The organism is Duganella sp. Leaf61, from assembly GCF_001421905.1.
GTDB lineage: Bacteria > Pseudomonadota > Gammaproteobacteria > Burkholderiales > Burkholderiaceae_D > Rugamonas > Rugamonas zoogloeoides.
Map to the genome: position 1 here is coordinate 205,354 of NZ_LMLM01000002.1, position 24,683 is coordinate 230,036.

24 protein-coding genes are annotated in these 24,683 nt (G+C 65.1%); 9 read left to right on the forward strand and 15 right to left on the reverse strand.

Annotated features, from left to right (window positions below):
• Position 1: 1 nt before the first annotated feature.
• Genes ASF04_RS05170 through hemC form a run of 3 tightly spaced genes read right to left on the reverse strand, consistent with a single transcriptional unit; the run spans position 2 to position 3,152 of the window.
• A complete protein-coding gene (locus ASF04_RS05170; protein ID WP_056138743.1) occupies positions 2-1,180 on the reverse strand; it encodes a uroporphyrinogen-III C-methyltransferase in 1,179 nt (392 codons plus the stop codon).
• A complete protein-coding gene (locus tag ASF04_RS05175) occupies positions 1,177-2,037 on the reverse strand; it encodes a uroporphyrinogen-III synthase (RefSeq protein WP_056138745.1) in 861 nt (286 codons plus the stop codon). The genes ASF04_RS05170 and ASF04_RS05175 overlap by 4 nt, the downstream gene beginning before the upstream one ends.
• 38 nt (positions 2,038-2,075) lie before the next feature.
• Positions 2,076-3,152 carry a hydroxymethylbilane synthase gene (gene hemC, locus ASF04_RS05180; protein ID WP_056138747.1) on the reverse strand — a complete coding sequence of 359 codons (1,077 nt, stop codon included), beginning with the start codon at positions 3,150-3,152 and terminating at the stop codon, positions 2,076-2,078.
• Positions 3,153-3,339: 187 nt separating this feature from the next.
• Between hemC and ppc the strand changes: the two genes are divergently transcribed.
• Positions 3,340-6,177, forward strand: a complete 2,838-nt coding sequence (gene ppc, locus ASF04_RS05185) for a phosphoenolpyruvate carboxylase (protein ID WP_056138748.1) — start codon at positions 3,340-3,342, stop codon at positions 6,175-6,177.
• A 72-nt stretch (positions 6,178-6,249) separates the two neighbouring features.
• Positions 6,250-9,279: a sensor histidine kinase gene (locus ASF04_RS05190; protein ID WP_056138749.1), complete on the forward strand. Its 3,030-nt coding sequence runs from the start codon at positions 6,250-6,252 to the stop codon at positions 9,277-9,279.
• A gap of 53 nt (positions 9,280-9,332) precedes the next feature.
• Here the strand turns inward: ASF04_RS05190 and map are convergent, their stop codons facing one another.
• The 5 genes from map to rpoD all read right to left on the reverse strand — a co-directional run bounded on the left by map (position 9,333) and on the right by rpoD (position 14,711).
• A complete protein-coding gene (map, locus tag ASF04_RS05195) occupies positions 9,333-10,121 on the reverse strand; it encodes a type I methionyl aminopeptidase (protein ID WP_056138750.1) in 789 nt (262 codons plus the stop codon).
• On the reverse strand, positions 10,118-10,330 hold the full coding sequence (locus ASF04_RS05200; RefSeq protein WP_019922013.1) for a ParD-like family protein: 213 nt from the start codon (positions 10,328-10,330) through the stop codon (positions 10,118-10,120). Before ASF04_RS05200 ends, map begins: the two co-directional genes overlap by 4 nt.
• Positions 10,331-10,404: 74 nt before the next feature.
• Positions 10,405-10,878 carry a GNAT family N-acetyltransferase gene (locus tag ASF04_RS05205; RefSeq protein WP_082488558.1) on the reverse strand — a complete coding sequence of 158 codons (474 nt, stop codon included), beginning with the start codon at positions 10,876-10,878 and terminating at the stop codon, positions 10,405-10,407.
• Positions 10,875-12,110: a sorbosone dehydrogenase family protein gene (locus tag ASF04_RS05210; RefSeq protein ID WP_056138751.1), complete on the reverse strand. Its 1,236-nt coding sequence runs from the start codon at positions 12,108-12,110 to the stop codon at positions 10,875-10,877. The genes ASF04_RS05205 and ASF04_RS05210 overlap by 4 nt, the downstream gene beginning before the upstream one ends.
• 117 nt (positions 12,111-12,227) lie before the next feature.
• Complete coding sequence (gene rpoD, locus ASF04_RS05215; RefSeq protein WP_056138752.1) at positions 12,228-14,711, reverse strand: RNA polymerase sigma factor RpoD; 2,484 nt, start codon at positions 14,709-14,711, stop codon at positions 12,228-12,230.
• A 375-nt stretch (positions 14,712-15,086) separates the two neighbouring features.
• Between rpoD and ASF04_RS05220 the strand changes: the two genes are divergently transcribed.
• The 4 genes from ASF04_RS05220 (at position 15,087) to ASF04_RS05235 (ending at position 18,471) form a co-directional block, all read left to right on the forward strand.
• Positions 15,087-15,569, forward strand: coding sequence for a ProQ/FINO family protein (locus ASF04_RS05220; protein WP_019922009.1), 483 nt, complete (start codon positions 15,087-15,089; stop codon positions 15,567-15,569).
• 70 nt (positions 15,570-15,639) lie between these two features.
• Entirely contained in the window at positions 15,640-16,269 is a 630-nt protein-coding gene (locus ASF04_RS05225) for a 3'-5' exonuclease (RefSeq protein WP_229204923.1), read from the forward strand.
• Positions 16,270-16,385: 116 nt separating this feature from the next.
• Entirely contained in the window at positions 16,386-17,087 is a 702-nt protein-coding gene (locus ASF04_RS05230; protein WP_056138909.1) for a c-type cytochrome, read from the forward strand.
• Positions 17,088-17,184: 97 nt separating this feature from the next.
• Positions 17,185-18,471, forward strand: a complete 1,287-nt coding sequence (locus ASF04_RS05235; protein ID WP_056138756.1) for a cytochrome c — start codon at positions 17,185-17,187, stop codon at positions 18,469-18,471.
• An 18-nt stretch (positions 18,472-18,489) separates the two neighbouring features.
• On the opposite strand, the gene ASF04_RS05240 is transcribed toward ASF04_RS05235, so the two are convergent.
• Positions 18,490-19,134 carry a hypothetical protein gene (locus ASF04_RS05240; RefSeq protein ID WP_019922005.1) on the reverse strand — a complete coding sequence of 215 codons (645 nt, stop codon included), beginning with the start codon at positions 19,132-19,134 and terminating at the stop codon, positions 18,490-18,492.
• Between the two features lie 185 nt (positions 19,135-19,319).
• On the opposite strand from ASF04_RS05240, the gene ASF04_RS05245 reads away from it, so the two are divergent.
• On the forward strand, positions 19,320-20,108 hold the full coding sequence (locus tag ASF04_RS05245) for a head GIN domain-containing protein (RefSeq protein ID WP_056138758.1): 789 nt from the start codon (positions 19,320-19,322) through the stop codon (positions 20,106-20,108).
• An 11-nt stretch (positions 20,109-20,119) separates the two neighbouring features.
• On the opposite strand, the gene ASF04_RS27325 is transcribed toward ASF04_RS05245, so the two are convergent.
• From ASF04_RS27325 to purU, 3 genes are all read right to left on the reverse strand, one after another.
• Positions 20,120-20,278: a hypothetical protein gene (locus tag ASF04_RS27325; protein WP_156368530.1), complete on the reverse strand. Its 159-nt coding sequence runs from the start codon at positions 20,276-20,278 to the stop codon at positions 20,120-20,122.
• 218 nt (positions 20,279-20,496) lie between these two features.
• Complete coding sequence (locus tag ASF04_RS05250) at positions 20,497-21,039, reverse strand: YaeQ family protein (RefSeq protein WP_019922002.1); 543 nt, start codon at positions 21,037-21,039, stop codon at positions 20,497-20,499.
• A gap of 17 nt (positions 21,040-21,056) precedes the next feature.
• Positions 21,057-21,926, reverse strand: a complete 870-nt coding sequence (gene purU / locus ASF04_RS05255) for a formyltetrahydrofolate deformylase (protein WP_019922001.1) — start codon at positions 21,924-21,926, stop codon at positions 21,057-21,059.
• Between purU and ASF04_RS27330 the strand changes: the two genes are divergently transcribed.
• Together ASF04_RS27330 and ASF04_RS05260 are read left to right on the forward strand one after the other, a co-directional pair.
• On the forward strand, positions 21,925-22,095 hold the full coding sequence (locus ASF04_RS27330) for a hypothetical protein (RefSeq protein ID WP_156368531.1): 171 nt from the start codon (positions 21,925-21,927) through the stop codon (positions 22,093-22,095). The genes purU and ASF04_RS27330 overlap by 2 nt on opposite strands.
• A 56-nt stretch (positions 22,096-22,151) precedes the next feature.
• Positions 22,152-22,514, forward strand: a complete 363-nt coding sequence (locus ASF04_RS05260) for a KGG domain-containing protein (protein WP_056138760.1) — start codon at positions 22,152-22,154, stop codon at positions 22,512-22,514.
• On the opposite strand, the gene ASF04_RS05265 is transcribed toward ASF04_RS05260, so the two are convergent.
• The 3 genes from ASF04_RS05265 to modB are packed head-to-tail and all read right to left on the reverse strand — an operon-like array spanning position 22,511 to position 24,683.
• Positions 22,511-23,323 carry a TOBE domain-containing protein gene (locus ASF04_RS05265; RefSeq protein WP_056138762.1) on the reverse strand — a complete coding sequence of 271 codons (813 nt, stop codon included), beginning with the start codon at positions 23,321-23,323 and terminating at the stop codon, positions 22,511-22,513. The two genes, ASF04_RS05260 and ASF04_RS05265, sit on opposite strands and share 4 nt — an antisense overlap.
• Entirely contained in the window at positions 23,320-24,000 is a 681-nt protein-coding gene (locus ASF04_RS05270; protein ID WP_373922123.1) for an ABC transporter ATP-binding protein, read from the reverse strand. The genes ASF04_RS05265 and ASF04_RS05270 overlap by 4 nt, the downstream gene beginning before the upstream one ends.
• The gene (modB, locus tag ASF04_RS05275) at positions 23,997-24,683 is read right to left on the reverse strand and encodes a molybdate ABC transporter permease subunit (protein ID WP_056138764.1); all 687 of its coding nucleotides are present in this window, start codon (positions 24,681-24,683) and stop codon (positions 23,997-23,999) included. The genes ASF04_RS05270 and modB overlap by 4 nt, the downstream gene beginning before the upstream one ends.

Sequence of the window (24,683 nt, forward strand, 5' to 3'; positions counted from 1 at the left end):
GCTATGGCTTCGCCTTGTAGTTGCGTACCGCGTTCAGGCTGTCGGACAGGGTGGGCATCTCGATGGCCAGGTTGCTGCTTTGAACCTGGCGCAGCAGTGCCTGTACGCTTTGCGTGGCGCGGGTGCGGGTGTCGTAGTACTTGACCAGCGCCTCCTGGGCGGCGGCCAGGTCGGCGCGGAACGCGGTCTCGTTGCGCGACAACAGCGCCATGCGGGCGTTGAGCAGGCGCAGCTTGAGGTTTTCGCGCATGAAGTAGGCCTGGGTGGGCGAGACCATCAGCGCATCGGGATGATCGACACTGCGCACGCGGATCAGCTCGCGCACGTCGGTCCACATCTCGGTGCTCCAGCCGCTCCAGGCGCCTTGCAGCGATTGCAGCCACGGCGTCGATTCCGGTTCAGCATTGGCGGCTACCGGCACCGGCTTGCCGTTCTTGTCGAGGACCGGCTTGCGCGGCTTGCGTTCGGGCGCGGCCGGCAGCGTGGGCTTTTCATCGGACAGCATGGGCAGCGTGTCGATCTGGGCGATCACGTTATCGAGGCGCAGGGCCACGCCCACCGAATCGACATTGGGCAGGGCCTTGAGCTTTTCGGTGTCCTTGGCAATCGCCCGGCGGATGGTGATGAACTGTGGCTTGTCCGAGCGCGACAGGCTGCGGTCGGCGTTTTGCAGCGCGATCAGCGCGCCCGGCACGTTGCCGGCCAGTTGCAGCTGCTGGCTGGCGGTGGACAGCACTTGCTCGATCTCGGTGAGCGCCCATTCGTCGCGGTTCTTGGACAAATCCTGATACAGCTGCTCGAGCGCCAGTTGCTGGCTTTGCGACTCCTGCTGCCGGCTTTCCAGCACGGCGACCTTGGCTTGCAGCTCGCGGCTGGACTCCTGCACCTGGCGCGCCAGGTTGTTGGTTTCGCCGTTGATGGTGTCGCCCTTTTGCAGGCGCAGCGCCATTTCCTGGCGCAGCTTGCTCACTTGCCTGTGCGACGACCAGGTTTGGCCGGCCAGCAGCAGCGCCAGCACCACCACGCCGATCAGCAGCACCTTGGGCTGCTGCAGCGTGGCGAGCAAGGTGGGCTCGGGGGACGACAGGACCGGCTTGGACGGCGCGGCCGAAGGGTCGGCACCGCCGGGAGCGGAAGCGCCGGAGACGGCGGGGTCGGTTAATGTAGGCAGTTCGTTCATAGGCGTGATTGTAGCGCGGCCAGCAGGCGTTCGTCGCCTGATCCGGTGAGGGATGTCCGGGAAAAACCGAGATTATGCGCAGTCTCCGCGATCCGGGCATGCGGTACGATCAAATGCTGTTGTTGCATCGATACAACACATGACGTTTCGCCTGCCGGTGCGCGCGCGTCGAGTTCGGCCAGGATGTCGCACAGGCCGCGCAGCGCCTCCGAGCTGGTGATGATCCAGTCGTTGTCCCGCGCCAGCAGGCGGCGCAGCGTGGCTTCGAGTTCAGCGGTGAGCGCTGGCGGCGCGCGGCGGTACGCGGGCACCACATCGACCTGGGCGCCAGCCGCGCGCAGGCCGTCGGCCAGCAGTTCGCGGCCGCCATCGCCGCGGATGATCAGGACGCGCTTGCCGTTCAAGGCAGCCAGATCGAGGGTTTGCAGCAGGTGTTCGGAGTCGCTGTGGGCGGTGTCATGCGGACTGACCACGTGGGCAGCGGGAGACGCCACGCCATGGGCGGCCAGCGCCAGCCGGCTGCCCTCGCCCACCACGGCCCAGGTCACGCCGGGCGGCACGGTGGTCAAATGGGCGAAAGCGGCATCGATGGCGTTGGGCGAAACAAAGGCGACCAACTGGTAATAAGGCTGGGGGTGAAGCGGGGAATGCGGCTGCGATTGAGGTTGCGATTGAGGTTGCGATTGAGGCTGATGCGCGGTGAGGCGCGCCAGGGCTGCCAGCAGTTCAACAGGCTGCGCCAGCGGCGTGATTTGGAGCAGCGGCAGCACTTCCACCGTGCGGCCCAGGGCCGCCACGCGCGCGGCCAGCGGGCGCGCCTGCGCCAGCGGACGGGTGATGATGACGGCGCCGGCCATCACAAACTCTCGCTTGACATCGGCGCCGGGCGCGCCACTCAGGTCCCGGTCCCGGGCTGAACTCCGGGCAGACTCGCGGGCTGCGGCTGCCCCGCCGGCTGAACTTCAGGCTGGTTTTGCGCCACGCCAGCTTCGACGTCGGCCTGGGCGTCGGCCTTGAGTTCGGCCGAGCGGGCCGCGTCGTCGGCTTGCGCCGCTTCGCTCAGGCACGCGGCCAGGATCTCGACCGCGCCCTGCTCGCCCAGCATCTGCGCCACTTGCGCGCCCAGCACGGCGGCGTCGACCGCCGGGCCGCGCGCTTCGGCGCTGATCATGCGCGCGCCGTCGGGCGTGGCCACCATGGCGCGCAGGTGCATCTGGTCGCCGGTGATGGTGGCGTACGACGCCAGCGGCACCTGGCAGCTGCCGCCGAACACGCGCGAGACGGTGCGCTCGGCGATCGACACCAGCGCGCTGTCTTCGTGGTGCAGGGGCGCCAGCAGCGCCACCAGGTCCACGCCGTCGCTGCGTTCGGGAATTTCAATCGCCAGCGTGCCCTGCCCGGGAGCCGGCAAGCTGGTCTCGGGATCGAGCACCGAGCGGATGCGAGCGGCCAGGCCGAGGCGCTTGAGGCCGGCGGCGGCCAGGATGATGGCGGCGTACTCGCCGCGATCGAGCTTGCCCAGGCGCGTGTCGAGATTGCCGCGCAGCGGCTTGACGACCAGGTGGGGGAAGCTGGCGGCGATCAGCGACTGGCGGCGCAGGCTGCTGGTGCCGACGATGGCGCCGTCGGGCAGATCGGCCAGGGTGGCGTAGTCGTTGGAGACAAAGGCGTCGCGCGCGTCTTCGCGCTCGAGCACCGCGCCCATCGCGAAGCCCTCGGGCAGCTCCATCGGCATGTCCTTGAGGCAGTGGACAGCCAGGTCGGCGCGGCCTTCGGCCATGGCGACTTCGAGTTCTTTGACGAACAAACCCTTGCCGCCGACCTTGGACAAGGTGCGATCCAGAATTTGATCGCCGCGTGTCGTCATTCCGACAATTTTGACATCGCACTGCGGATATAATAATGCCAAGCGTTCGCGCACATGCTCGGCCTGCCACATGGCAAGCCGGCTTTCGCGCGAAGCGATCACCAATCTGGATGGAGTACTCTGGACTACTTCGGATGTTTTCAAAACTGTTCTTTCACTGTCGCTGCTGCCCAACCGGCGCAGACCAGTCAAGCGTGTATGGCTAAGATCACAAATTTTACCATGCTCACCCTCTTGCAGACCCGGGCCACCCGCCTTTGCACCGACATTTTATTTCTTTGCGGCATAACTCATGGCAAACCAATTTAGTGCAACTGACGACTTCCAAGCTGAAAATATTCCCGAACAAGCCGGCGCCGATAAAGACGCGCCGTTGAAAGAAGATATCCGCCTGCTCGGCCGCCTGCTCGGCGACGTGCTGCGCGACCAGGAAGGCGAAGAAGTATTCGCCGTGGTCGAAACCATCCGCCAGACCGCCGTGCGCTTCCGCCGCGAAGACGACACGGCCGCCGCCAACGAACTGGACGGCATGCTGAAAATCCTCACGCGCGAACAGACCATTACCGTCGTGCGCGCATTCTCGTACTTCTCGCACCTGGCCAATATCGCCGAGGACCAGCACCACATCCGCCGCCGCCGCGCACACCAGCTGGCCGGCTCCGACGCCCAGAAGGGCAGCGTCAGCTACGCGCTGGCCAAGCTGAAAAGCGCCGGCGTCGAACGCGATACCGTCGAGACCTTCTTCCAGGACGCCCTGATCGCACCGGTGCTTACCGCCCACCCGACCGAGGTGCAGCGCAAATCGATTCTCGACGCCGAGCACGATATCGCGCGCCTGCTGGCCCAGCGCGACCAGCCGTTGACGCCAAAAGAAGACGCGGCCAACCTGCACCTGCTGCGCGCGCGCGTGGCCACGCTGTGGCAAACCCGCATGCTGCGCTACACCAAGCTGACGGTGGCCGACGAAATTGAAAACGCCCTGTCCTACTACCGCATCACCTTCCTGCGCGAACTGCCAGGCCTGTACGACGACATCGAAGGCGATATCGCCAGCCACTACGGTGAGGCCGAGACCACCACCATCGACGCGCCGTATGTGCAGATGGGCAGCTGGATCGGCGGCGACCGCGATGGCAACCCGAACGTCAACGGCGGCACCATGCAGCACGCGCTCACGCGCCAGGCCACCACCATCCTCGATTTCTACCTCGAGGAAGCGCACACGCTGGGCGCCGAACTGTCGATTTCCACCCTGATGATCGGCTGCTCGCCGGCGCTGCAGGCGCTGGCCGACCAGTCGCCCGACACGTCCGACCACCGCGCCGACGAACCGTACCGCCGCGCCCTGATCGGCGTCTATGCGCGCCTGGCCAGCACGGCGCGCGCGCTGGGCGCCACCAACATCCTGCGCAAGGAAGTGGGCCACGCCGAGCCGTACGCCACGGCCGCCGAGTTTTCGGCCGACCTGCAAGTGCTGGTCGAGTCGCTGGGTGCCCACCACGGCGCGGTGCTGGTGCGTCCGCGCCTGTCCACGCTCAAGCGTGCGGCCGACATCTTCGGTTTCCACCTCGCTTCGCTCGACATGCGCCAGTCGTCGGACGTGCACGAACGCGTGCTGTCCGAACTGTTCGCCAAGGCCGGCGCCGAAGCCGATTATTCGGCACTGGACGAAGACGCCAAGGTCGGATTGATCCTGTCCGAACTGGGCCAGGCGCGCCTGCTGTCGTCGCCGTACATCGCCTACTCGGACGAAACCCAGTCCGAGCTGGGCGTGCTGCGCGCCGCGCGCGAAATTCGTCAACGCTACGGCGTGCGCGCGATCCGCAACTACATCATCTCGCACACCGAGACCGTCTCCGACCTGCTCGAAGTGCTGCTGCTGCAAAAGGAAATGGGCCTGCTGCGGGTGGCGGAACAGGAACTGGACCTGATGGTCATTCCGCTGTTCGAAACCATCCCCGACCTGCAACGCGCAGCCGGCATCATGGAAGCCGTGATGGCGATCCCGCTGGTCAAGGCGCTGATCGCCAAGCAGGGCCAGATCCAGGAAGTCATGCTCGGCTACTCGGACTCCAACAAGGACGGCGGCTTCCTCACATCCACCTGGGAACTGTACAAGGCCGAGACCCACCTGGTCACCGTGTTTGCCAACGCCGGCGTCAAGCTGCGCCTGTTCCATGGCCGGGGCGGCACCGTCGGTCGCGGCGGCGGTCCGTCGTACGAAGCCATCCTGGCGCAGCCGCACGGCACCGTCAACGGCCAGATCCGCCTGACCGAACAGGGCGAAATCATCGCGTCGAAATTCTCGAACAAGGACATCGGCCGCCGCAACCTCGAGCTGCTGGTTGCCGCCACGCTGGAAGCGAGCCTGTTGCCGCAACCGGAAGACGCGGCCCACGTGGCGCAGTTGCAGCAGTTCGAGTCGGTGATGGCGGAGATTTCCGACCGCGCCTACAAGGCCTACCGCAACCTGGTCTATGAGACCCCGGGCTTTACCGATTACTTCTTCAGCGCCACCCCGATCGCCGAGATCGCGGAACTGAACCTCGGTTCGCGTCCGGCTTCGCGCAAATCGACCAAGCGCATCGAGGACCTGCGGGCCATTCCATGGGGCTTTTCGTGGGGCCAGTGCCGCCTGCTGTTGCCGGGCTGGTACGGCTTCGGCAGCGCCATCGGCGCGTGGGTGGCCGATGGCGGCGCCGAGCAGGAACAGCGCCTGGCGCAGTTGCAGGTGATGTCGCGCGAGTGGCCGTTCTTTGCCACGCTGCTGTCCAATATGGACATGGTGCTGGCCAAGACCGACCTGGCAATCGCTTCGCGCTACGCCGAACTGGTCGCTGACAAGGAACTGCGCGAGCGCATCTTCAAGCGCATCACCGAAGAGCATGCGAACACGCTGGACATCCTGCAGCGCATCACCGGCGCCGAAGAGCGGCTGGTGAACAACCCGCTGCTGGCGCGCTCGATCCAGAACCGCATCGCCTACATCGATCCGCTCAACCACTTGCAGGTGGAACTGATCAAGCGCCACCGCGCCTTGACCACGGAAGCGAAGACCGATGAGCGCGTGCATCGCGGCATCCACCTGTCGATCAACGGCGTGGCGGCAGGGTTGCGCAACACGGGTTGACCGGTTCGCCCCCTCCCTTCGGGGAGGGGGTGTATTCCGGCAAGTTTACGTAAAACCCGGTATCCTGGCACTATGAAATTCATCACAAGTTGGATCGTTTTCCTCATCTGCTTGCTGACGCTGGCGGCCTCCCCGCCAGCACACTCTTCCCCTGCTCCCGGCCTGCTGGACCTGTATGCCCACCGCGCGTGGACTGCGGCCCAAGGCGCACCTGCGCAAATCCAGGCGATTACCCAGACGCCTGACGGCTGGCTGTGGATTTCCACGCCGACCGGCCTGTATCGCTTCGACGGCGTGCGCTTCGAACGTCACGACGCCATCAACGGCCACGCCCTGCGCTCATCGATCGTGCTGCCGCTGCATACCGCGCCCGACGGCACCTTGTGGGTGGGCTACCGCTTCGGCGGCGCCAGCGCCTTCCTCGGCAACCGGGTGCGCCACTACGGCGCCGACCAGGGTTTTCCGCCAGGCGCCACCCACAGTTTTACGGTAGCGCCGGATGGCGTGACGTGGGTGACCACGGCCGCCGGCCTGGCATGGCTCGACAGCCGTCAGGATCGCTGGGTGCGGGTGGGGCCCGAGGCGGATTTCGCGCCGGGAGCCACGATCTGGCAGGTGCTGTTCGACCAAGCCGGCACCCAGTGGGTTTCGACGTCGCGCAAGGTGTATTACCGGCGCGCGGGCCAGGCCCGCTTCCAGGTGGCCAGTCCCGCCAATATCGCGCTGTCCTCGGTCGCCGCCGCGCCCGATGGCACGGTGTGGGTGTCGAACGGCCGCGATGCCAACTACCGGCTTTCGACGTCCGCAGCTGCCGCCACGGCGCCTCCGCCGAAGCCGGAACTGCCCGGCAGCGGCATGTGGTTCGACCGCGCGGGCACCATGTGGCTGCTCAGCGAAACCCATGTCGCACGCGTGGCGCCGGGCAGCAATGCAGCCGATCCGCGCCAGCAGCTGGCGCATGATCGCGGCCTGTCCGGCATGCACCCGCAAACCTTTTATGAAGACCGCGACGGCACCATCTGGATCGGCACCGTCGCGGGCCTCGACCAGTTCCGTCCCAACCGGGTGGCGCCGCTGCCGCCGGCCGCCGACAACCTGGCGCCGGTGGTCACGCCGGCGCTGGCCGCAGGCGCCAACGGCCTGGTGTGGCTCAGCGATGGCAACCACTCCTGGCTGACCGGCCGCGACGGGGTGCGCCACGGGCCGGCTGGACCGGCTTTCTGGAGTTCGGCGCGCGGGCGCGACGGCCGCCTGTGGCTCGGCGGCTGGGGCGGCATCTGGCGCGCCGGTGAGCCGCAGCGCACCCTGATCGCGGCGCCGGTGATCGCCGGCCAGAACGATGTGCGGGTCGATGCCCTCGCCGAAGACGCCGGCGGCGCGCTGTGGGCGGCGTTTTTGAACCAGCCCTTGCAGCGCCATGTACCAGGCAGCGGCCGCTGGGATGCGCCCTACCCCGGGTTGCCGCAGGCGCGCATCATGGCACTGCTCTCCGACAGCAAAAACCGCCTGTGGGTCGGCTACCAGGGCGGCCCCGTGGCTCTGATCGAGCATGATGCCGTGCGCCTGGTCGATACCGGCGACGGCCAGGGTATCGGCAATGTGCAGACCATCGTCGAACGCCATGGCCAGGTGTGGGTGGCCGGCGAGCGCGGCGTGGCGCGTTTTGTCGAGACCGGGCAAGGCCCGCGCATGACCGGTGCTGGGCCCGGCAGCGGCGGGCGCCTGGAGACCCTGCGCGTGGCGGACGGACGCGAGTTGCGCGGCGTGAGCGGCCTGCTGTCCACTGCCGCCGGCGACCTGTGGCTGCGCACGCACGACGGCGTGATGCGTATCGCCGCCGAGCAGGTGCAGGCCTTCGTGCGCGACGGCGGCGCTGCCCCGGTGCAGGCCGAACTGCTGGGCAGCGAGGATGGCGTGAGCGGCAATGTCCAGCCCACCGGCTCCTTCCCCGCCATCGTGGCAGCGAGCGATGGCGTGCTGTGGGTGTCCGGCACCGGCGGCGCCATGCTGCTCACGCCCTCCGCCATCCGCCGCGAAACCATGCCGCCGGCAGTCGATATCCGCGCAGTGAGCAGCGACGGCAAGGCGAGAACACCAGTCTCGCCCCTGGCGCTGCCCACCGGCACCAACAACCTGCACATCACCTACACCGCGCAAGGCCTGGCGGCGCCGCAGCGCACGCGCTTTCGCTACCGGCTCCAGGGCGTCGATAATGGCTGGCAGGATGCGGGCGACCGCCGCGAAGCCTTTTATACGAACCTGCAGCCTGGCGCCTACCGCTTCCAGGTGATCGCCGCCAACCGCGATGGCGTATGGAACACGGCCGGCGCCACGCTCGACATCACCATCCCGCCCACCTTCGTGCAAACGCTGTGGTTCAGGGCGCTGTGCGCGCTGGCGCTGCTGGCGGCGGTGGCGCTGGCCTGGCGCTGGCGCCTGGCGCAGATGGCGCGCCTGATCGAAGCGCGCCACCTGGAACGGCTGCACGAGCGCGAACGCATCGCCCGCGCCCTGCACGATACCTTCCTGCAGGAGGCGCAAGGCACGGTGCTGATGATGCACACGGCGATGGCGCAGATTCCGCCGTCGCTGCCGGCACGCGCGGCGATGGAGCGCGGCATCGGCTACATCGAAAAGGCGATGATCGAAGGCCGCGACGAGGTGATGGGCTTGCGCTCGTCGGCCCGCGCCGACGAACCGCTGGACGCCGCGCTGCAACGCTACGGCGAGCGGCTGGCGGCCGGCCTGCCGCCCGGCTTCCGCATGCACGTACGCGGCACGCCGCGCCAGCTGGCGCCGCTGGTCAAGGACGAGGTATTTGCCATCGGCCGCGAAGCGATCTGGAACGCGTTTCGCCACGCCGAGGCCACCGAGATCGAGCTGGATTTGGTGTACACGTCGGGCGGCTTGACCCTGCTGGTCAGCGACAACGGCAAGGGCATACCGCCGGACGCGCTGACGCGCGCTGAGAACGGCCACTGGGGCCTGGTGGGCATGCGCGAGCGGGCTGCCAATATCGGCGCCACGCTGGAGGTGGGCAACCGCGAGGGCGGCGGCGCCAGCCTGCGCCTGACCTTACCGCGCCAGTACGGCGCCCGCTGAGAATCTGTCCCGGCAGGGAATGCGGCGCTCGGCAGCGGGGCCGGCGTTGCCCGTCACGCTGCCGGTCTGACGCGCGCTAAGGCGTAGGGTTCTTCGGCGCGCAGGGTGAGCACCTGAACGCCGGTGCGCGTGACCGCCACCGTGTGTTCGAACTGCGCCGACAACTTGCCGTCGCTGGTGACGACGGTCCAGCCATCGTCCTCGGTGTGGACCTCGCGCCGCCCCTGGTTGATCATCGGCTCGATGGTGAAAACCATGCCTTCGTGCAAGACCAGTCCCGTATGCGGTTTACCGTAGTGCAGCACCTGCGGCTCCTCGTGCATCTCGCGGCCGATGCCGTGGCCGCAGTACTCGCGCACCACCGTGTAGTTGTGGCGCCGGGCATGGCGTTCGATGGCGTGGCCGATGTCGCCGAGCCGCGCGCCCGGACGCACCGCGTGGATGCCGTGCCACAGCGCCTCGTACGTCACCTGCACCAGCTTTTTCGCGGCGCTGGCAACGGTGCCAACCAGGTAGGTTTTGCTGGAATCGGCAATAAAACCGTTCTTTTCCAGCGTGATGTCGAAGTTGACGATATCGCCGTCCTGCAGCAACTCGGTGGTGGACGGCACGCCGTGGCACACCACGCTGTTGCGCGACGCATTGAGCGCATACGCATAATCGTACTGGCCCTTGCTGGCCGGCCGCGCGTGCAGTTGCTCGACGATGAAGGTGTCGACCAGGTCGTTGACGGCCATGGTGGACATGCCGGTCAGCTCGACTTGATCGAGGTGGCCGAATACGCTGGCCAGCAGGCGGCCGGACTCCGCCATCAGGGCGATCTCCTCGGGGCGCTTGATCATGTGGCGGTTTCCCGGAACACCTGCGCCTCCACGCCTGCGGAACGGAATTCGCGCGCCAGGATCTCGTTGAACGTGAGCGTGGGATTCATTTCGGCCAGCATGCCCATCTTGATCCAGAACGTGGCCTGGGCGTTGATGGAGCGGCACCCGACCGCACTGGCCTTGCGCAGCTGGTCGTGCAGTTCTTCGTCGATGTTGACGATGCCCATGGCGTATCCTCGCAAATTTTAATATACGAATTATATACGAACCATATATTCCGAGGTAAAACTTGGGCTCTGCCTTAACCCGGCGCCAGCCTTTTTTCGAAACACAACGCCTCGGGCCGGCCGACATATTTGCCGAAATTGGCGATACGGGCATAACCGAGCCGTTCGTAAAACGTCACCGCCCGGGTATTGACCGCACGGGTTTCCAGGCGCAGCGCGGCGTAACCAAGTTGCTGCGCTTGCGCTTCCAGGTGCGCCAGCACGGCCGCGCCGATACCGGGCACCGTGCGGCGCGAGTACATGCGCTTGAGTTCGGCCACGTCAAGCTCCAGCGGACGCAGCGCGGCGCAGCCGACGGGCTTGCCTTCGTCGTCGCGGGCAACGACAAACAGGGCACGGTCACCACGCACATCGTTGACATCGAACGAAGCCTTGCCGCTGCTGCCGGTAATCATGCTCAGTTGATCCGACAGCTCATTGAGCAGCAGCGCCGCATCCGGTGTCTCCGGATCTTCGACTGCTACACGGATGCGCGGGCGGTCGCTCATGGCGCATCAATCTGCAAGCGCACCACGCGTCCGGTGCGGTCTTCCACCAGGTAGATATTGCCGTCTGGGCCCTGCTTGACATCGACCGGCGCGCCCATGCCCTGCTCCGGCTTGCTGTGCCAGCCACCGATCAGCTCGACCGACTTGCCCAGCGGTGCGCCCTTGCTGTCCGGCAGCAGCGCCACCAGCCGGTGACCGTGGGCGCGGTAGCCGTGGTAGCCGATGATCAGGCTGTTGCGGTACAGCGCCGGCAAACGCTCACCGGTGTAAAACGTCATGCCCAGCGGCGCCGCGTGCGCAGGCAGCAGCCGCGCCGGCGCGCGGCAGGCACTGCAATCCTTGTCCGGATATTCGGGACTGGCGACGTTGGCGTCGTAACAGTAAGGCCAGCCGTAATTGGCGCCGCGTGCGATCAGGTTCAACTCGTCGTGCGGCAAGTCGTTGTCGTTGGCGAGATTCGGCATGGCGGCCTGGATGGCGTCGCGGCCGTTGTCGGCCTGCCACAGGTCGCCGCTGACGGGGTGCACGGCCAGCGCCATCGAGTTGCGCAGGCCGGACGCATAGTTTTCCCAGTCCTTGACCATGGCCATCGGCCACAGCAGCTTGTACTTGCGGATCACGCCCAGCGCCTGCGGCCCCTCGGCTTCGGCACAAGGCTGGCCGGCAGCTGGTGCCGCGCCATTCTCGCCCTCGCAATGGTCAGTGGCGGAGCCGACATTCACATATAAATCGCCGCGCGCGTCGAAGCGCATATTGGTGAGCAGGTGGCGGCCTTTGCCAGGCAACGGCGCCACGCCCGATTTGCCGCCGATGACATCGATCAGCGTGGCCTCCGGGTTTTTCGGATCGAAACGCACGATGCGCCCGACCAGCCCCAGGTATAACAAGCCATCGGGACCGAGGACGATGCCATTGGGCCGATCCAACCCCTTGAGCAGCATGACTTGCTCATAGTGCCCCGCCGCGCCCGGCTTGAGCAACCAGACGCGGCCCTGCTTCGGCTCCCAGCTGCGCATATCGACCACGACCAGTTCGCCGTTGCTCAGCGGCTGTATCCCGCGCGGAAATTTGAAGCCATCGGCCAGGACGGCTGCGCATAAGCCGTCGGGGGTGGTGACGTCGAGGCGCTTGAAACCGCCGCAGGTGTCAACCGCCTGGGCGCCGGTCGTCAAGAGGGCCGCCGCAGCCAGCACAGCCCAGCGACACGTGGAGAGAAAGTTCGATGTTTTCATTCATGCAATTGTAGCTTGAAATCAAGATTTATCGATTTTTACGCCGATCCAAAAAAAAATGCCGCCCAGCTGCAAAGCTGGACGGCATTTCAGTGAAGGAGGCCGCAGCCTCTCCGGTTAATTCTGCGTCAGGAAAGTTTTCAGCTTGTCCGAACGCGATGGCTGGCGCAGCTTGCTCATGGCCTTCGCTTCGATCTGGCGGATACGTTCGCGGGTCACGTCGAACTGCTTGCCCACTTCTTCCAGCGTGTGGTCGTTCGACATTTCCACGCCATAACGCATGCGCAGCACCTTCGCTTCGCGCGGGGTCAGCGAATCGAGCACTTCCTTGATGACATTGCGCATCGACGCATGCAGCGCGGCGTCCAGTGGGGCCAGGGTCGTGTTGTCTTCGATGAAGTCGCCCAGTTGCGAATCGCCGTCCTCGCCCATTGGCGTTTCCATCGAGATCGGCTCTTTGGCGATCTTCATGATTTCACGCACCTTGTTTTCCGGCATTTCCATCTTCAGCGCCAGGGTGGCCAGGTCCGGCTCGCTGCCGGTTTCCTGCATGATCTGGCGCGAGATGCGGTTCATCTTGTTGATGGTCTCGATCATGTGCACCGGCACGCGGATGGTACGGGCCATGTCGGCGATCGAACGCGTGATCGCCTGGCGGATCCACCAGGTGGCGTAGGTCGAGAACTTGTAGCCGCGACGGTATTCGAACTTGTCCACTGCCTTCAACAGGCCGATATTGCCTTCCTGGATCAGGTCGAGGAACTGCAAACCACGGTTGATGTATTTCTTGGCGATCGAAATCACCAGGCGCAAGTTGGCGACGGTCATTTCGCGCTTGGCCTGGCGTGCGCGTTTTTCGCCTGCAGCCATCTGCTTGTTGATCTTGCGCAGGTCGGCCAGCGGCAAGGCCACGCGGGCTTGCAGGTCGATCATTTTCTTTTGCAGCTCTTTCACGGCCGGCACGTTACGGCCGAGTACGGTGCTGTACGGGTAGCCGGCATCGACTTCGCCATCGACCCAGTCCAGGTCCGTCTCGTTGCCCGGGAAGACCTTGATGAAGTGGGCGCGCGGCATGCCGCAGCGGTTCACGCACAGGTCGAGCACGGCGCGTTCGATCGAACGCACTTCTTCCATCTGGCCACGCAGGGTGTCGCACAGCTTTTCCACGACCTTGGCGGTAAAGCGGATGCCCAGCAGCTCGGCCGAAATGGTTTCCTGCGCCGCCACGTAGGCTTTGGAGCCGTAGCCACCGGCGGCCTTGCGCATTTTTTCGAACTGGCTTTCGATGTGGGCGAACTTTTCCAGCGCCGATTTTTTCAGCTGCGCCAGTTGCTCGGTGGAGAAGCCGGCCGCGCCGCCACCGGCCGCGCCGTCGGTTTCTTCCTCTTCTTCCACTTCCAGCTCTTCTTCCTCGTCGTCGTCCGAGGCGGCAGGCGCGGCCACGACCGGCGCCGGCGCCGATTCGTTGGCATCGACAAAGCCGTCCACCACGTCATCGACCTTCATTTCGTCGGCTTCGATCTTGGCGGCCAGAGCCAGGATTTCGGCGATCGTGGTCGGGCAGGCGGAAATGGCCTGGATCATGTCTTTCAGGCCGCCTTCGATGCGCTTGGCGATTTCGATCTCGCCTTCGCGGGTCAACAGCGCCACGGCGCCCATTTCGCGCATGTACATGCGGACCGGGTCGGTGGTGCGGCCGAAGTCGGAATCGACCGTGGACAAGGCGGTGGCGGCAGCCGCTTCCACCTCGTCGTCGGACGTGACGGTGGCGACACTGTCGCTTAACAACAACGATTCCGCGTCTGGCGCGCGCTCGTAGATCGCGATGCCCATGTCGTTGAACGTGGCGATGATGCCTTCGATCGCTTCCGGATCGATGATGTTTTCCGGCAGTTGATCGTTGATCTCGGCGTAGGTAAGGAAACCGCGTTCCTTGCCCATGTTGATCAGGTTCTTGATCTGGGCGCGGCGGCGTTCAAGCTCTTCGGCGGTGCTCTTGTTATCGAGGCCCAGCAGCTCGGCGCCGCCCTTGGCCTTGCGCTCGCGCGCCTTCGACACCGCCTTCAGTTCGGCGCGCTCGACCGCGTTCAGTGCCGCGACTTCGTCGTTTTCCGGGGTGAATTCGGATGGCTTGCGGCCACGGCGGCCCGGCACCTTCACGCTCGGCAGCAAATAGCCCGAGGTATCGATCGAGGCCAGGGTGGCGGCGTCGGTCACCTGGCTCACGGTCGTGCCGCCGGTGGAAATGACGACCGGCGCCGGCTCCTTGACCGCCTTGACCAGCTTCGATTTCGGCGCGGTGCGCACGACCGGCACGGCCATTTCAGCCGTTGCGGCTGCATCGCCGGCGTCGCCAGGCTTGCGCGCCAGCTTGACGGTGCGCGCCGGGGCGTCGGACTCGGCGGCGGCAGCCATGGTGGCCACCGGCTCGATCGTTGCGGAACTCAGACGCGTTTTCTTCTTGACTACCGTTACTTTGCTCGCTGCCTCTTGCGCATTATCGATGACATAAGATAGAGTCGTCTTCGGCACGACCAGCGGGGCGGAGCTGGGACGGGCGGTCTTGACGGACAACGTTAAAGTTTTCGGCGTTTTTGTCATTAAAAATCTCTCAATGCGAAGCCGCCGGCGGGTTACAAAAGCCACAGCGCGCACCAGCCGCACTGAGCGGGGCGCATCGATGGAATGTTGTAATTTAGCTGACGATAATCCTGCGGAATAAAAAAAGCCCGCTTGGAACTACGGGCTTGTTTTTAGCGTGTTTCTAACTTGCTTCCAACTCTGTGTAGCTTTGCCAACTGTGTCATTGCACGTTGGTGAGTCGGACATTATACACATTTTTGGCGTCGAACGCACCTCGCCGCCGCGCCCCCTGCCCCTCAACCTGCTGGTCAAAGTGTCACGCTGGTCGAAAAGGCACTGCATTCCGCAGGGCCGCATGATACGATGGCGCTTGTTGCTTAACCTTTGAAGTCGATGAACACTAGCCTTACCACTCCAACTGCGGCCACCGAAGCGGACGCTGCTACTCCGGCCGCCGAAGCCGTCGCTGTCGCCGCTGTTGCCATGACGCCGCGCAGCTTGCTCAAGCAACTGCAAACCCAATTCCCCGCTTTCCGCGACTTTTTGCCGCTGTCCATCGGTATCGACAAGCAGATCCTGGCAGTCATGCCCGACCTGAACCGCAAAATCATGCGGACTGCGCTCGGCATTCACACCGGCTCGCTGCGCTACCTGAAGGTCATGGAAAAAGCCAAGGTACGTCACGACCTCGACGGCACGCCCGGCGCCGAAGTCACCGACACCCACCGCGCCCATGCTACCCAGGTCTTGCAGGAACGCTTCAAGAAAGAAGCCGACCGCAAGAAGGCCGAGCGCGAAGCCGCTGCTGCCGAAGAAGCCGCCCGTGTCCGCGTTGACAAGCTCAACCAGCTGACCGCGAAATTCTCGCGCAAGTAAGGTTCATTTCTTGGACGTGTCGCCCCGCGCACCGAGTGTGCCCTCCGCCGCCCCTGCGGTGGAGGAACAATTGCCGCCGTACACAGGCTTGCTGCTGGTTGACGTACTGCTGGTAAAAACACCAGAACAGGCGCTGGCAGCACGCGACGCCCTGCTCGCCTGCGACGCGATCGGGTTCGATACCGAATCGAAACCCACTTTTACCAAGGGCGAAGTGTCCACCGGGCCGCACCTGATCCAGTTTGCCACCGATGCCAAGGCCTACCTGTTCCAGGTGGGCAGCCACACCGACGACGCCACGCTGGCGGTGCTGCAGGCGATCCTGGAACCGGCCGCGCCGCTCAAGGTGGGTTTTGGTCTGTCCGACGACGTCAAGCGGCTGCACGCCAAGCTGGCCATCCGCGCCGGCGGCGTGGTGGACCTGTCGGTGGCGCTGCGCACTCCGGGTCAGCGCAACGACCTGGGCGCCAAGACCGCCGTGGCCAAGTTCTTCGGCCTGAAGCTGCAAAAATCGAAAAAAATCTCCACGACCAACTGGTCGTTGCCGCGCCTCTCCAGCAGCCAATTGTTGTACGCGGCCGACGACGCCCAGGTGGCGTTGCGCGTGTATCGCCAGTGGCTCGCTACCGGCGGCCAGCTCAAGCCCATGAAGGCCGTCAAGCTGCCCCGCCCGCCGAAATCGGCAACTCCTGCTGCTTAGGCATTCTGTCCACTATATCTTTTAGCAACATCGGTATATCCTGACCCGACAGCCTCGTTCGAAGGCTTTCCACCAGGAGGAGACCGGTGACCGATACCCGTGCGCTGATGCGCTTGATGCGCCTGATGGCTGGCAGCGCCAGCCTGTGCCTGATCACGACCGCAGCGGCAGCGCCACCCGATACCTTGCCACAGCGCGTGGCCGCGTGCATCGCCTGCCACGCCGTGGAGGAGCGCCGCGACGCATATTTTCCGCGCATCGCCGGCAAGCCGGCCGGTTACCTGTACAACCAGTTGCTGAACTTTCGCGACGGCCGCCGCAATTATCCGATGATGACGTATATGGTCGCGCAGCTGTCCGACGACTACCTGCGCGAGATCGCCGACTTTTTCGCCGCCCAGCACCCGGTCTATCCACCGGCCACCCCGGGCAGCGGCGCCAATGCCGGCGCCGCTGCGCTGGCACGCGGCCGGCAACTGGTGCTGCATGGCGATGCGGCGCGCAAGATTCCCGCCTGCGTGAGCTGCCATGGCGCGGCGCTCGGTGGCGTGACGCCAGCGATTCCCGGGCTGCTGGGCCTGCCCAGCGACTACATCAACGCCCAGTTCGGCGCCTGGCGCAGCGGCACCCGCCGCGCCGCCGCGCCCGACTGCATGGCCGACATTGCCGGCCGCCTGGCGGGCGACGATGTGGCAGCGGTATCGAGCTGGCTCAGCCGTCAGGCGCCCGATCCGGCTGCGCGGCCTGCTGCGGCCGGCTCGCTGCCTGCGCCGTTGCCCCTTTCCTGTGGCGGCCTCACAGGAAAGGCGGCGCCATGAGGACAGCCTTGCCTGCGTTGATGGCATTGATGGCGTTGCTGCCGGCAAGTAGCCCCTTGCCCCTGCCTTGTTGCAGCTTGGCTGAAAAGGTAGCGTCATGAAAAAGACTCTGTATGCCGTGGTTGGCCTGCTGATGACAGTGGTAGTACTGATCCTTGCCGCCTGGCTGTGGACACCAGCTGACGATCCCGGACCGCCACCGGCTGCCACCGCAGCCCTGACACCGGCGCAACGCATCGCCCGCGGCGCCTACCTGGCCCGGGCCGGCGACTGCATGGCCTGCCACACGGTGCGTGGCGGCGCGCAGTACGCTGGCGGGCGCGTCATTCGCACCGCCTTCGGCGACATCATCACGCCCAATATCACGCCCGACGTCGCCACCGGCATCGGCAACTGGAGCGCCGACGATTTTTGGCGCGCACTGCATCATGGCAAGGGCAAGGACGGCCGCCTGCTGTATCCCGCCTTTCCCTACACCAGCTACACCCACCTCACGCGCGACGATACCGATGCGCTGTATGCCTGGATGCGCTCGGTGCCGGCCGTGCGCCAGCATAGCGCGCCGCACAGCTTGCGTTTTCCGTATAACCAGCAATGGGCCTTGGCGGCATGGCGCGCGCTGTACTTCCGGCCCGGCGTCTATCGCGTCGATATGGCGCAATCGGTGGACTGGAACCGGGGCGCCTATCTGGTAAATGGAGTGGGCCATTGCAGCGCCTGCCATAGCCCGCGCAACGGCCTGGGCGCGGAAGGCGCGAACTTATCGGGCGGCATGCTCGAGGGGCTTGGCTGGTATGCGCCGGAACTGACCTTCGGGGCGGGTTCAGGCAAGCCGGCCTGGTCGCAGGACGACCTGGCGACTTTCCTGAAAACCGGCGTGGCGCCGCAGGCAACCGCCTCTGGCCCGATGGCCGAGGTGGTGCGCGCCAGCCTGCAACATCTGAACGACGCCGATGTGAACGCCATGGCACAGTACCTGCGCAGCCTGCCTGCTGCGGCGCCAGCCCTGCCGTACCAGCGTAAAGTGAATTCGCAGACGGACGCCTTCCTGGCGGCCGGGGCCAGGCTGTATCGACAACACTGCGTGGAATGTCATGGAGAAAATGGCGGTGGACAGGCGCCGCATTATCCGCCACTGGCGGGCAATCGCGCGCTCGGCCAGGCGCCGGCGGTCAACGCCATCCGCATCGTACTCAATGGCGGCTTCGCGCCAGCGACGGCAGGCAATCCGCGTCCGTATGGCATGCCGCCGTTCGGCCATGTGCTCAATGATGCCGAGGCGGCGCAACTGGTGTCGTACCTGCGCAGCACCTGGGGCAACAATGTAGCGCCGGTCACAGCCAATGAAGTCAATCGCTACCGGGCGGTGCCGCTCGACCAGTGATCGGCAGCCGATGGCCAGTTAGCTGCGCAGCTTCGGGTAGCGGAAGCCGGTGCGCAAGTCCATGCTGTAGCGTTCCTTGCCATCGACTACCAGCACGTGGTCCGGCGGCGCTTCGCCGGCCAGTTCGCGCTGGATCAGCGGCAAGCCTTCGCCTTTGCGGATCAGCTCATCGCAACGCTCGTAAACATTGGGACAGCCGGTTTCGGCCAGCAGGGCCTGGACGATCGGCACTTTCCAGGCATCGACGCCGCCCGACTGGAACTGGCAGATCAGATAGCCCTGCACGCCGCCCCAGCTGTGCACGATCAGGCCGGACAGGCCGTCTTCTTCGCCCAGTACCACCGGCACCAGCGCCTGCGGATGGGCGGCGCGCACGCTGTCGGCGCGCTTGGCGATGGCGGCCTTGACGCGGCGCTTCATCATGGCGTGATCGACCGGCTCGTCTTCCTTGTAGCTCCACATGCGGGCGCGGATTTGCGACTTGGAGTTGTAGGCTGCGCGGCCGATGAACTGGCGCGACGAACTCTGGACGATGGCGGTGGAGCCGGGTTTCATTTTTTCCTGCGGCTTGCCATCGACCTTGTCGATCGCGGTGGGATAAATCCAGGGGTCGCCGGCCAGCAAGGATTTTTCCTTGCCTTGTTTGATAGTGATGATGAGCATGGTAGTGGTGCGGCGTGGGCGGGCGTAAAAGCCGAATGATACCTCATGGCGCCGTCCAGGTGCCTGCCTCCGGTCGCGGCAAGCTGCATTTCAGGGCGCCGGGAATGCGGTCTGTCGCAAGGCGCTGTCGTGTTTCGTGGCGCATCGTTACTATCGCTTCCATACCACCCCTACCGGAGAACACCATGTCCTACCCTATCTTGCGCAGCACCCTGCCCGCCTTTCGCGCCCTGTTGATGACCGCCGGACTGCTGGCGCTGGCCGCTCCGGCCGGCGTGGCCCACGCCGGCCTGATGGACGGCTGGAGCAGCGAACGGGTCCAGGGTAGCGGCAAGATCACCACCCAGAGCCGCGAACTCGGCCATTTCAGCGCGTTGGCAAGCAGCGTCAGCGGTGATGTCGAAGTCCGGCTCGGCAATACCGAAAGCGTCACCGTGGAAACCGACGACAACCTGCAAGCGCTACTGGAAACCGTGGTGGAGAAAGGCACGCTGCGTATCCGCCCGGTGCGCAAGGGCCTGTCGCTGTCAACCAGAACCATGAAGATCATCGTGCAGGCACGTTCGCTGGACCGGGTGTCGGTGGCCGGCTCCGGCGCGGTACGGGCCGATAATTTGCGCGGCGAGACCTTGCGGTTCGACATCGGCGGCTCAGGCTCGCTGATCGCGCGCCAACTGGCAGCGGAAGCAGTGACCGTATCGCTGGGCGGCAGCGGCAGCGTGGAATCGAGTGGCAAGGCGGAACGCCTGCAAGTATCGATCGGCGGCTCGGGCGACGTTCAGGCCGGCAATCTGGCCACCAGCACGGCCAGCGTCAGCATCGGCGGCTCGGGCGAAGCCACGGTGTGGGCAACCAACACGCTGTCGGTGAGCCTGGCGGGTTCGGGCGACGTTGCTTACTACGGCGATCCCAAGCTCAGCAAAAGCATCGTGGGGTCGGGCAGCGTGAAACGCCTGGGTGCGGCACCTCGGTGAAATAAACCTGGTCAGCCCCCGCCAAACAGCTGGCGCGGGTTGGCGCCGCGCGCGAGGGATTTGATCCACTCGCGCAACTGGTCGGGGTTGGCGGCGTTGATTTTTTCGGCTATGTGGGATTGCCACTGGCTTTGATTGCCCTGATCCCGGAGCTGGAGGATGTCTTGCAAGACTTCTCTCAAGCTTTGTTGGGTGCCTTGTTGCATTCCCTCATGCAGCCCCTCTTGCCGCCCTTCCTGAATTCCTTTTTGCGCCCTTTTTCGATCGCCTCGTACTCCAGCCCGTCCGGTGCGGCAGCGTCAACTCGGCCAGTTCGGTCGCGGCGCGTCAAAGCTGGCGGTGAAATGCACGCGGTTTGCGATGGATCAAACCGCGTGAGAGCAGATGGCTAGCGCGCTTCCTTGAGCGTTTCGCGCGGAAATTCGATGGTGGTGACGCCGTCGGTCAGCCAGATCTGGCCGTCCTGGATCGTGCATTGCAGTTGCATGGTGCGCTGGGCCATCAGCGCCAGCTGCTCGGTCGCTTCCGACGGCAGGTCGATCACGGTCAGGTTCTTGCAGCGTTCGACCTTGTTGGCGATGCCCTTCCACCAGATATTGCTGGTGGCCGCGTAGCTGTACACCACCACCTGGTTCGAGCGTCCGCTGGCCTTGAGCATGATTTTTTCGTCGGGCTGGCCGACGTTGATCCACAGCTCGATGGCGCCGGTCAGGTCCTTCTGCCACAGGTCCGGTTCGTCGACGTCGAACAGCCCCTTGGTGAACGTGAGCGAGTCGCTGGCGTGGATGGCAAAGGCCAACAGGCGCACCATCACGCGCTCGTCGGTTTCGGACGGGTGCTTGGCCAGGGTGAGCGCGTGGGTGCCGTAGTAATTGCGGTCCATGTCCGCAATCGATAATTCGGCTTTGTAGATTGTTGCTTTGAGTGCCATGGGTATTTCTCTGTAAATTATTTGAAGACGACAGTCTTGTCGCCGTTCTGCAAGATGCGGTGTTCGACAAACCATTTCACGGCGCGCGCCAGCACCACGCATTCGACGTCGCGGCCGATGGCCGACAGCGTCTCGGCATCCATCGAATGATCGACGCGTTCGACGTCCTGCTCGATGATCGGGCCTTCATCGAGGTCGCCGGTCACGAAGTGCGCGGTGGCGCCGATCAGCTTGACGCCGCGGTGGTGCGCCTGGGCATACGGCTTGGCGCCTTTGAAGCTGGGCAGGAACGAATGGTGGATATTGATGGCCTTGCCCTTGAGCGCGGCGCACATGCCCGGCGACAGGATCTGCATGTAGCGCGCCAGGACCACCAGGTCGATCTGGTGATGCTGCATCAGGTCCTGCACCCGTGCTTCCTGCGCCAGCTTGGCCGATTCCGGCGCACCAGCGGCCAGTGGCAGGTGGTGGAACGGAATATTGTAGCTCGCTGCCAGCTGGTAGAAATCCATGTGGTTCGAAACGATGGCCGGAATTTCCACCGGCAGCAAACCGCTTTTATAACGGAACAGCAAGTCGTTCAGGCAATGGCCGATTTTCGACACCATCAGCAGCACGCGCGGCTTGTAGTGCGCGTCGCGCAGTTCCCAGTCCAGCTGCATGCCCGCTGCGAGCAGCGCAAAGTCGGCGCGCAGCAGCTCGTCGTTGACGCCGCCATCCTCCAGCGCGAAATGCACGCGCATGAAAAACAGCCGCGATTCGCTGTCGCCAAACTGGGCGGAGTCGATGATGTTGCAACCGTGATCGGCCAGGAAACCGGATACGCGGTGCACGATGCCGCGCTGGTCGAGGCAGGAAAGAGTGAGGATGTATTCAGGGTTGGTCATGGCCGCCACAGTCAATTTCAATAACAACAAGAGAATAACGAGGCCGGTATTGTCGCACGGCGCGGCCATTGCAGTAAAACTGCGGCCCGCGCGCCGTTGGCGCACCGTCAAACACCGCGTCGACCGCATCGCAAATGACGTGGAACTTTCATCAACCTTGCACCTCTAACATGCAGAGCAGCGGCTTTGGCTGTTCGCAACCCGATCACAACCCAGGAGGCAGCAATGGCAAGCAGCAATCAACGTAATGCAGCAAGCAAGGATGGGGAAGACCAGGCCCAGCCCAAAACCCCGGCCAAGCGCGGCTTCGCCGCCATGGACCAGGCCACCCAACGCAGCATCGCCAGCAAGGGCGGACAGGCCGCGCACCAAAAAGGCACGGCGCATGAATTCGATTCCGAAGAAGCACGGCGCGCCGGCCAGAAAGGCGGCGAGGCGGTCAGCCGCAACCGCGAGCACATGGCCGCCATCGGCCGCAAGGGCGGCGAAAGCCGGCAATCGGCCGCGCGGGCGGCAGCCGCCGAACGAAGCAACCGGGGCTCGGAACAAGCTTCCGGCAGCGGCAACCGCCAGAGCAGCAAGGGCTAGGCGGGTGTCCCCACAATCACGCTCGACGCCTTGAACACCGCCACCGCCGCGCCGCCCTCGGCCAGGCCCAGTGCCTCGCCGCTGTCGCGCGTGACGATGGCGGCAATCACGCCGCCGCCCGGCAGGTCGATACTCACCTCGGTATTGACCGCGCCGGGCACCACGCGGCTGATGGTGCCGGCCAGCTGGTTACGGGCCGACAAACGCGCGCCGCCCAGGTCCGTCACCACGATCACCGATGACGCCTTGACCAGCGCAAACGCTTCCGCGCCGACCGCCAGCCCCAGGCTCGCGCGGCTGTCGCGGGTGATGGTGGCCACGATGTGCTGGCCACCCACCACCTCAAGTGTCACCTCGTCGTTGACGGCGCCCTCTTTCAAGGCCACCACCGTGCCGCTGAACTGGTTGCGCGCGCTGGTCTTCATTTTCATTCTCCGTATCATTAATAGGTCATCGGCCAGCGCGTGCGACTGTTCGCTCAGGTGGGCCACGAACTGGCGGTGCGCCGCCTCGATCTTGCGAAAATTCTCGACCAGCTGGGCGCCGCGGCTGGTGAGCCGGGTGCCGCCACCACCCTTGCCGCCGGCCACGCGTTCGAGCAGCGGCTCGCCGGCCAGGTTGTTCATCGCCTCGATGGCATCCCAGGCGCCCTTGTAACTGATGCCCACCGCCTTGGCCGCTGCCGTGATCGAACCGTGGGCAGCGATGGCTGACAGCAATTCCACGCGGTCCTGGCCGCCCAGCTTCTGGCCGCCGATGGTCATCCAGACATTGCCCTGCAATGCCAGCGTCTTGTGATCGTCATTCATGGTGCATGCTCCTCGAGCCGTCCCTGGTTCATGCGCAGCACGTGGTCGCCGAACGCGCGCACGTCCTCGGGATCGTGGGTGATCAGTATCATCGGTATCGCCAGGCGGCGTTGCAATGCATCGAGCTCGGCGCGCATGCGTTCGCGCAGGCCGGGGTCGAGCGCAGCGAACGGCTCGTCGAGCAACAAGGCGCCCGGCTGCGGCGCCAGCGCGCGCGCCAGGGCCACGCGCTGGCGCTGGCCGCCCGACAGCTGGTGCGGCAACTGCTGCGCCACGTGGTCAAGCTCAAACGCCGCCAGCCAGTAGCGCACCGCCTCCACATCGACACGCGCCAGCGGATTGCGCCAGCCGCGTTGCAGGCCAAAAGCGATATTCTGCCGCACATTCAGATGCGGGAACAGTGCATAGTCCTGGAACAGGTAGGCCACGCGGCGGTGCTGCGGCGTCACATCGATGCCGGCAGCAGCGTCGAATAGGCAGCGCCCGGCCAGCGCGATGCGGCCCTGGTCGGGCGTCATCAAGCCCGCCACCGCTTTCAGGAGCTGGCTCTTGCCGGCGCCCGACGGGCCATAGATCACCACGCGCGTACTGGCCGACTCGAAGCGGGCATCGAGCTCGAACACGCGGTCGCCCGAGCGCAAGGTCTTGCGGATATCGACGTTGATTACCATGGTCATCGTTGCGGGTTGCGGTTGGGGGTGAGCTTGTTAGCCGCCACCAGCACGGTGACGCACACCACCGACGTGATGATTACCAGCAAATTGGCGGTATCGTCCTGGCCCGCCTGCACCGCCTCGTAGACGGCAATCGACAAGGTCTGGGTTCTACCGGGGATGCTGCCGGCCACCATCAGCGTGGCGCCGAACTCGCCCATCGAGCGGGCAAACGCCAGCAAGGTGCCGCCCAGCACACCGCGCCAGGCCAGCGGCAAGGTCACGCGCAGGAACACGCCGAACGGCGACACGCCCAGCACCATGGCCGCCTGTTCAAGTTGCGTATCGACCGTTTCAAACGCGGCGCGGGCGCCCTTGAGCACCAGCGGAAACGCCACCACGGCCGCCGCAATCACGGCCGCCTGCCAGGTAAAAATCAGGTTGATGCCAAAATGGTGCTGCAGCCAGGCGCCGACCACGCCCTCGCGGCCGATGATCACCAGCAGGTAGTAGCCAAGCACCGTCGGCGGCATCACCATCGGCAAGGTCAACATGGCGTCGAGCAGCTCGCGGCCGATGAAACGCTTGCGTGCCAGCAGGTAGCCGAAGGCGGTGCCGGCCACCAGCGCCAGCAAGGTGGCCCAGCAGGCCACCTTGAGGGATAGCCGCAGCGCGATCCACGCGGGCTCGTTGAAAAAACTGTCCAC

What these genes read in the sequence shown, in the direction of transcription:
- ASF04_RS05170 (WP_056138743.1), bottom strand. Translation starts at nt 1,180, where the DNA reads ATGAACGAACTGCCTACATTAACCGACCCCGCCGTCTCCGGCGCTTCC.
- ASF04_RS05175 (WP_056138745.1), bottom strand. Translation starts at nt 2,037, where the DNA reads ATGGCCGGCGCCGTCATCATCACCCGTCCGCTGGCGCAGGCGCGCCCG.
- ppc (WP_056138748.1), top strand. Translation starts at nt 3,340, where the DNA reads ATGGCAAACCAATTTAGTGCAACTGACGACTTCCAAGCTGAAAATATT.
- ASF04_RS05190 (WP_056138749.1), top strand. Translation starts at nt 6,250, where the DNA reads ATGAAATTCATCACAAGTTGGATCGTTTTCCTCATCTGCTTGCTGACG.
- map (WP_056138750.1), bottom strand. Translation starts at nt 10,121, where the DNA reads ATGATCAAGCGCCCCGAGGAGATCGCCCTGATGGCGGAGTCCGGCCGC.
- ASF04_RS05200 (WP_019922013.1), bottom strand. Translation starts at nt 10,330, where the DNA reads ATGGGCATCGTCAACATCGACGAAGAACTGCACGACCAGCTGCGCAAG.
- ASF04_RS05205 (WP_082488558.1), bottom strand. Translation starts at nt 10,878, where the DNA reads ATGAGCGACCGCCCGCGCATCCGTGTAGCAGTCGAAGATCCGGAGACA.
- ASF04_RS05210 (WP_056138751.1), bottom strand. Translation starts at nt 12,110, where the DNA reads ATGAAAACATCGAACTTTCTCTCCACGTGTCGCTGGGCTGTGCTGGCT.
- rpoD (WP_056138752.1), bottom strand. Translation starts at nt 14,711, where the DNA reads ATGACAAAAACGCCGAAAACTTTAACGTTGTCCGTCAAGACCGCCCGT.
- ASF04_RS05220 (WP_019922009.1), top strand. Translation starts at nt 15,087, where the DNA reads ATGAACACTAGCCTTACCACTCCAACTGCGGCCACCGAAGCGGACGCT.
- ASF04_RS05230 (WP_056138909.1), top strand. Translation starts at nt 16,386, where the DNA reads ATGCGCCTGATGGCTGGCAGCGCCAGCCTGTGCCTGATCACGACCGCA.
- ASF04_RS05235 (WP_056138756.1), top strand. Translation starts at nt 17,185, where the DNA reads ATGAAAAAGACTCTGTATGCCGTGGTTGGCCTGCTGATGACAGTGGTA.
- ASF04_RS05240 (WP_019922005.1), bottom strand. Translation starts at nt 19,134, where the DNA reads ATGCTCATCATCACTATCAAACAAGGCAAGGAAAAATCCTTGCTGGCC.
- ASF04_RS05245 (WP_056138758.1), top strand. Translation starts at nt 19,320, where the DNA reads ATGTCCTACCCTATCTTGCGCAGCACCCTGCCCGCCTTTCGCGCCCTG.
- ASF04_RS05250 (WP_019922002.1), bottom strand. Translation starts at nt 21,039, where the DNA reads ATGGCACTCAAAGCAACAATCTACAAAGCCGAATTATCGATTGCGGAC.
- ASF04_RS27330 (WP_156368531.1), top strand. Translation starts at nt 21,925, where the DNA reads ATGGCCGCCACAGTCAATTTCAATAACAACAAGAGAATAACGAGGCCG.
- purU (WP_019922001.1), bottom strand. Translation starts at nt 21,926, where the DNA reads ATGACCAACCCTGAATACATCCTCACTCTTTCCTGCCTCGACCAGCGC.
- ASF04_RS05260 (WP_056138760.1), top strand. Translation starts at nt 22,152, where the DNA reads ATGGCAAGCAGCAATCAACGTAATGCAGCAAGCAAGGATGGGGAAGAC.
- ASF04_RS05265 (WP_056138762.1), bottom strand. Translation starts at nt 23,323, where the DNA reads ATGAATGACGATCACAAGACGCTGGCATTGCAGGGCAATGTCTGGATG.
- ASF04_RS05270 (WP_373922123.1), bottom strand. Translation starts at nt 24,000, where the DNA reads ATGACCATGGTAATCAACGTCGATATCCGCAAGACCTTGCGCTCGGGC.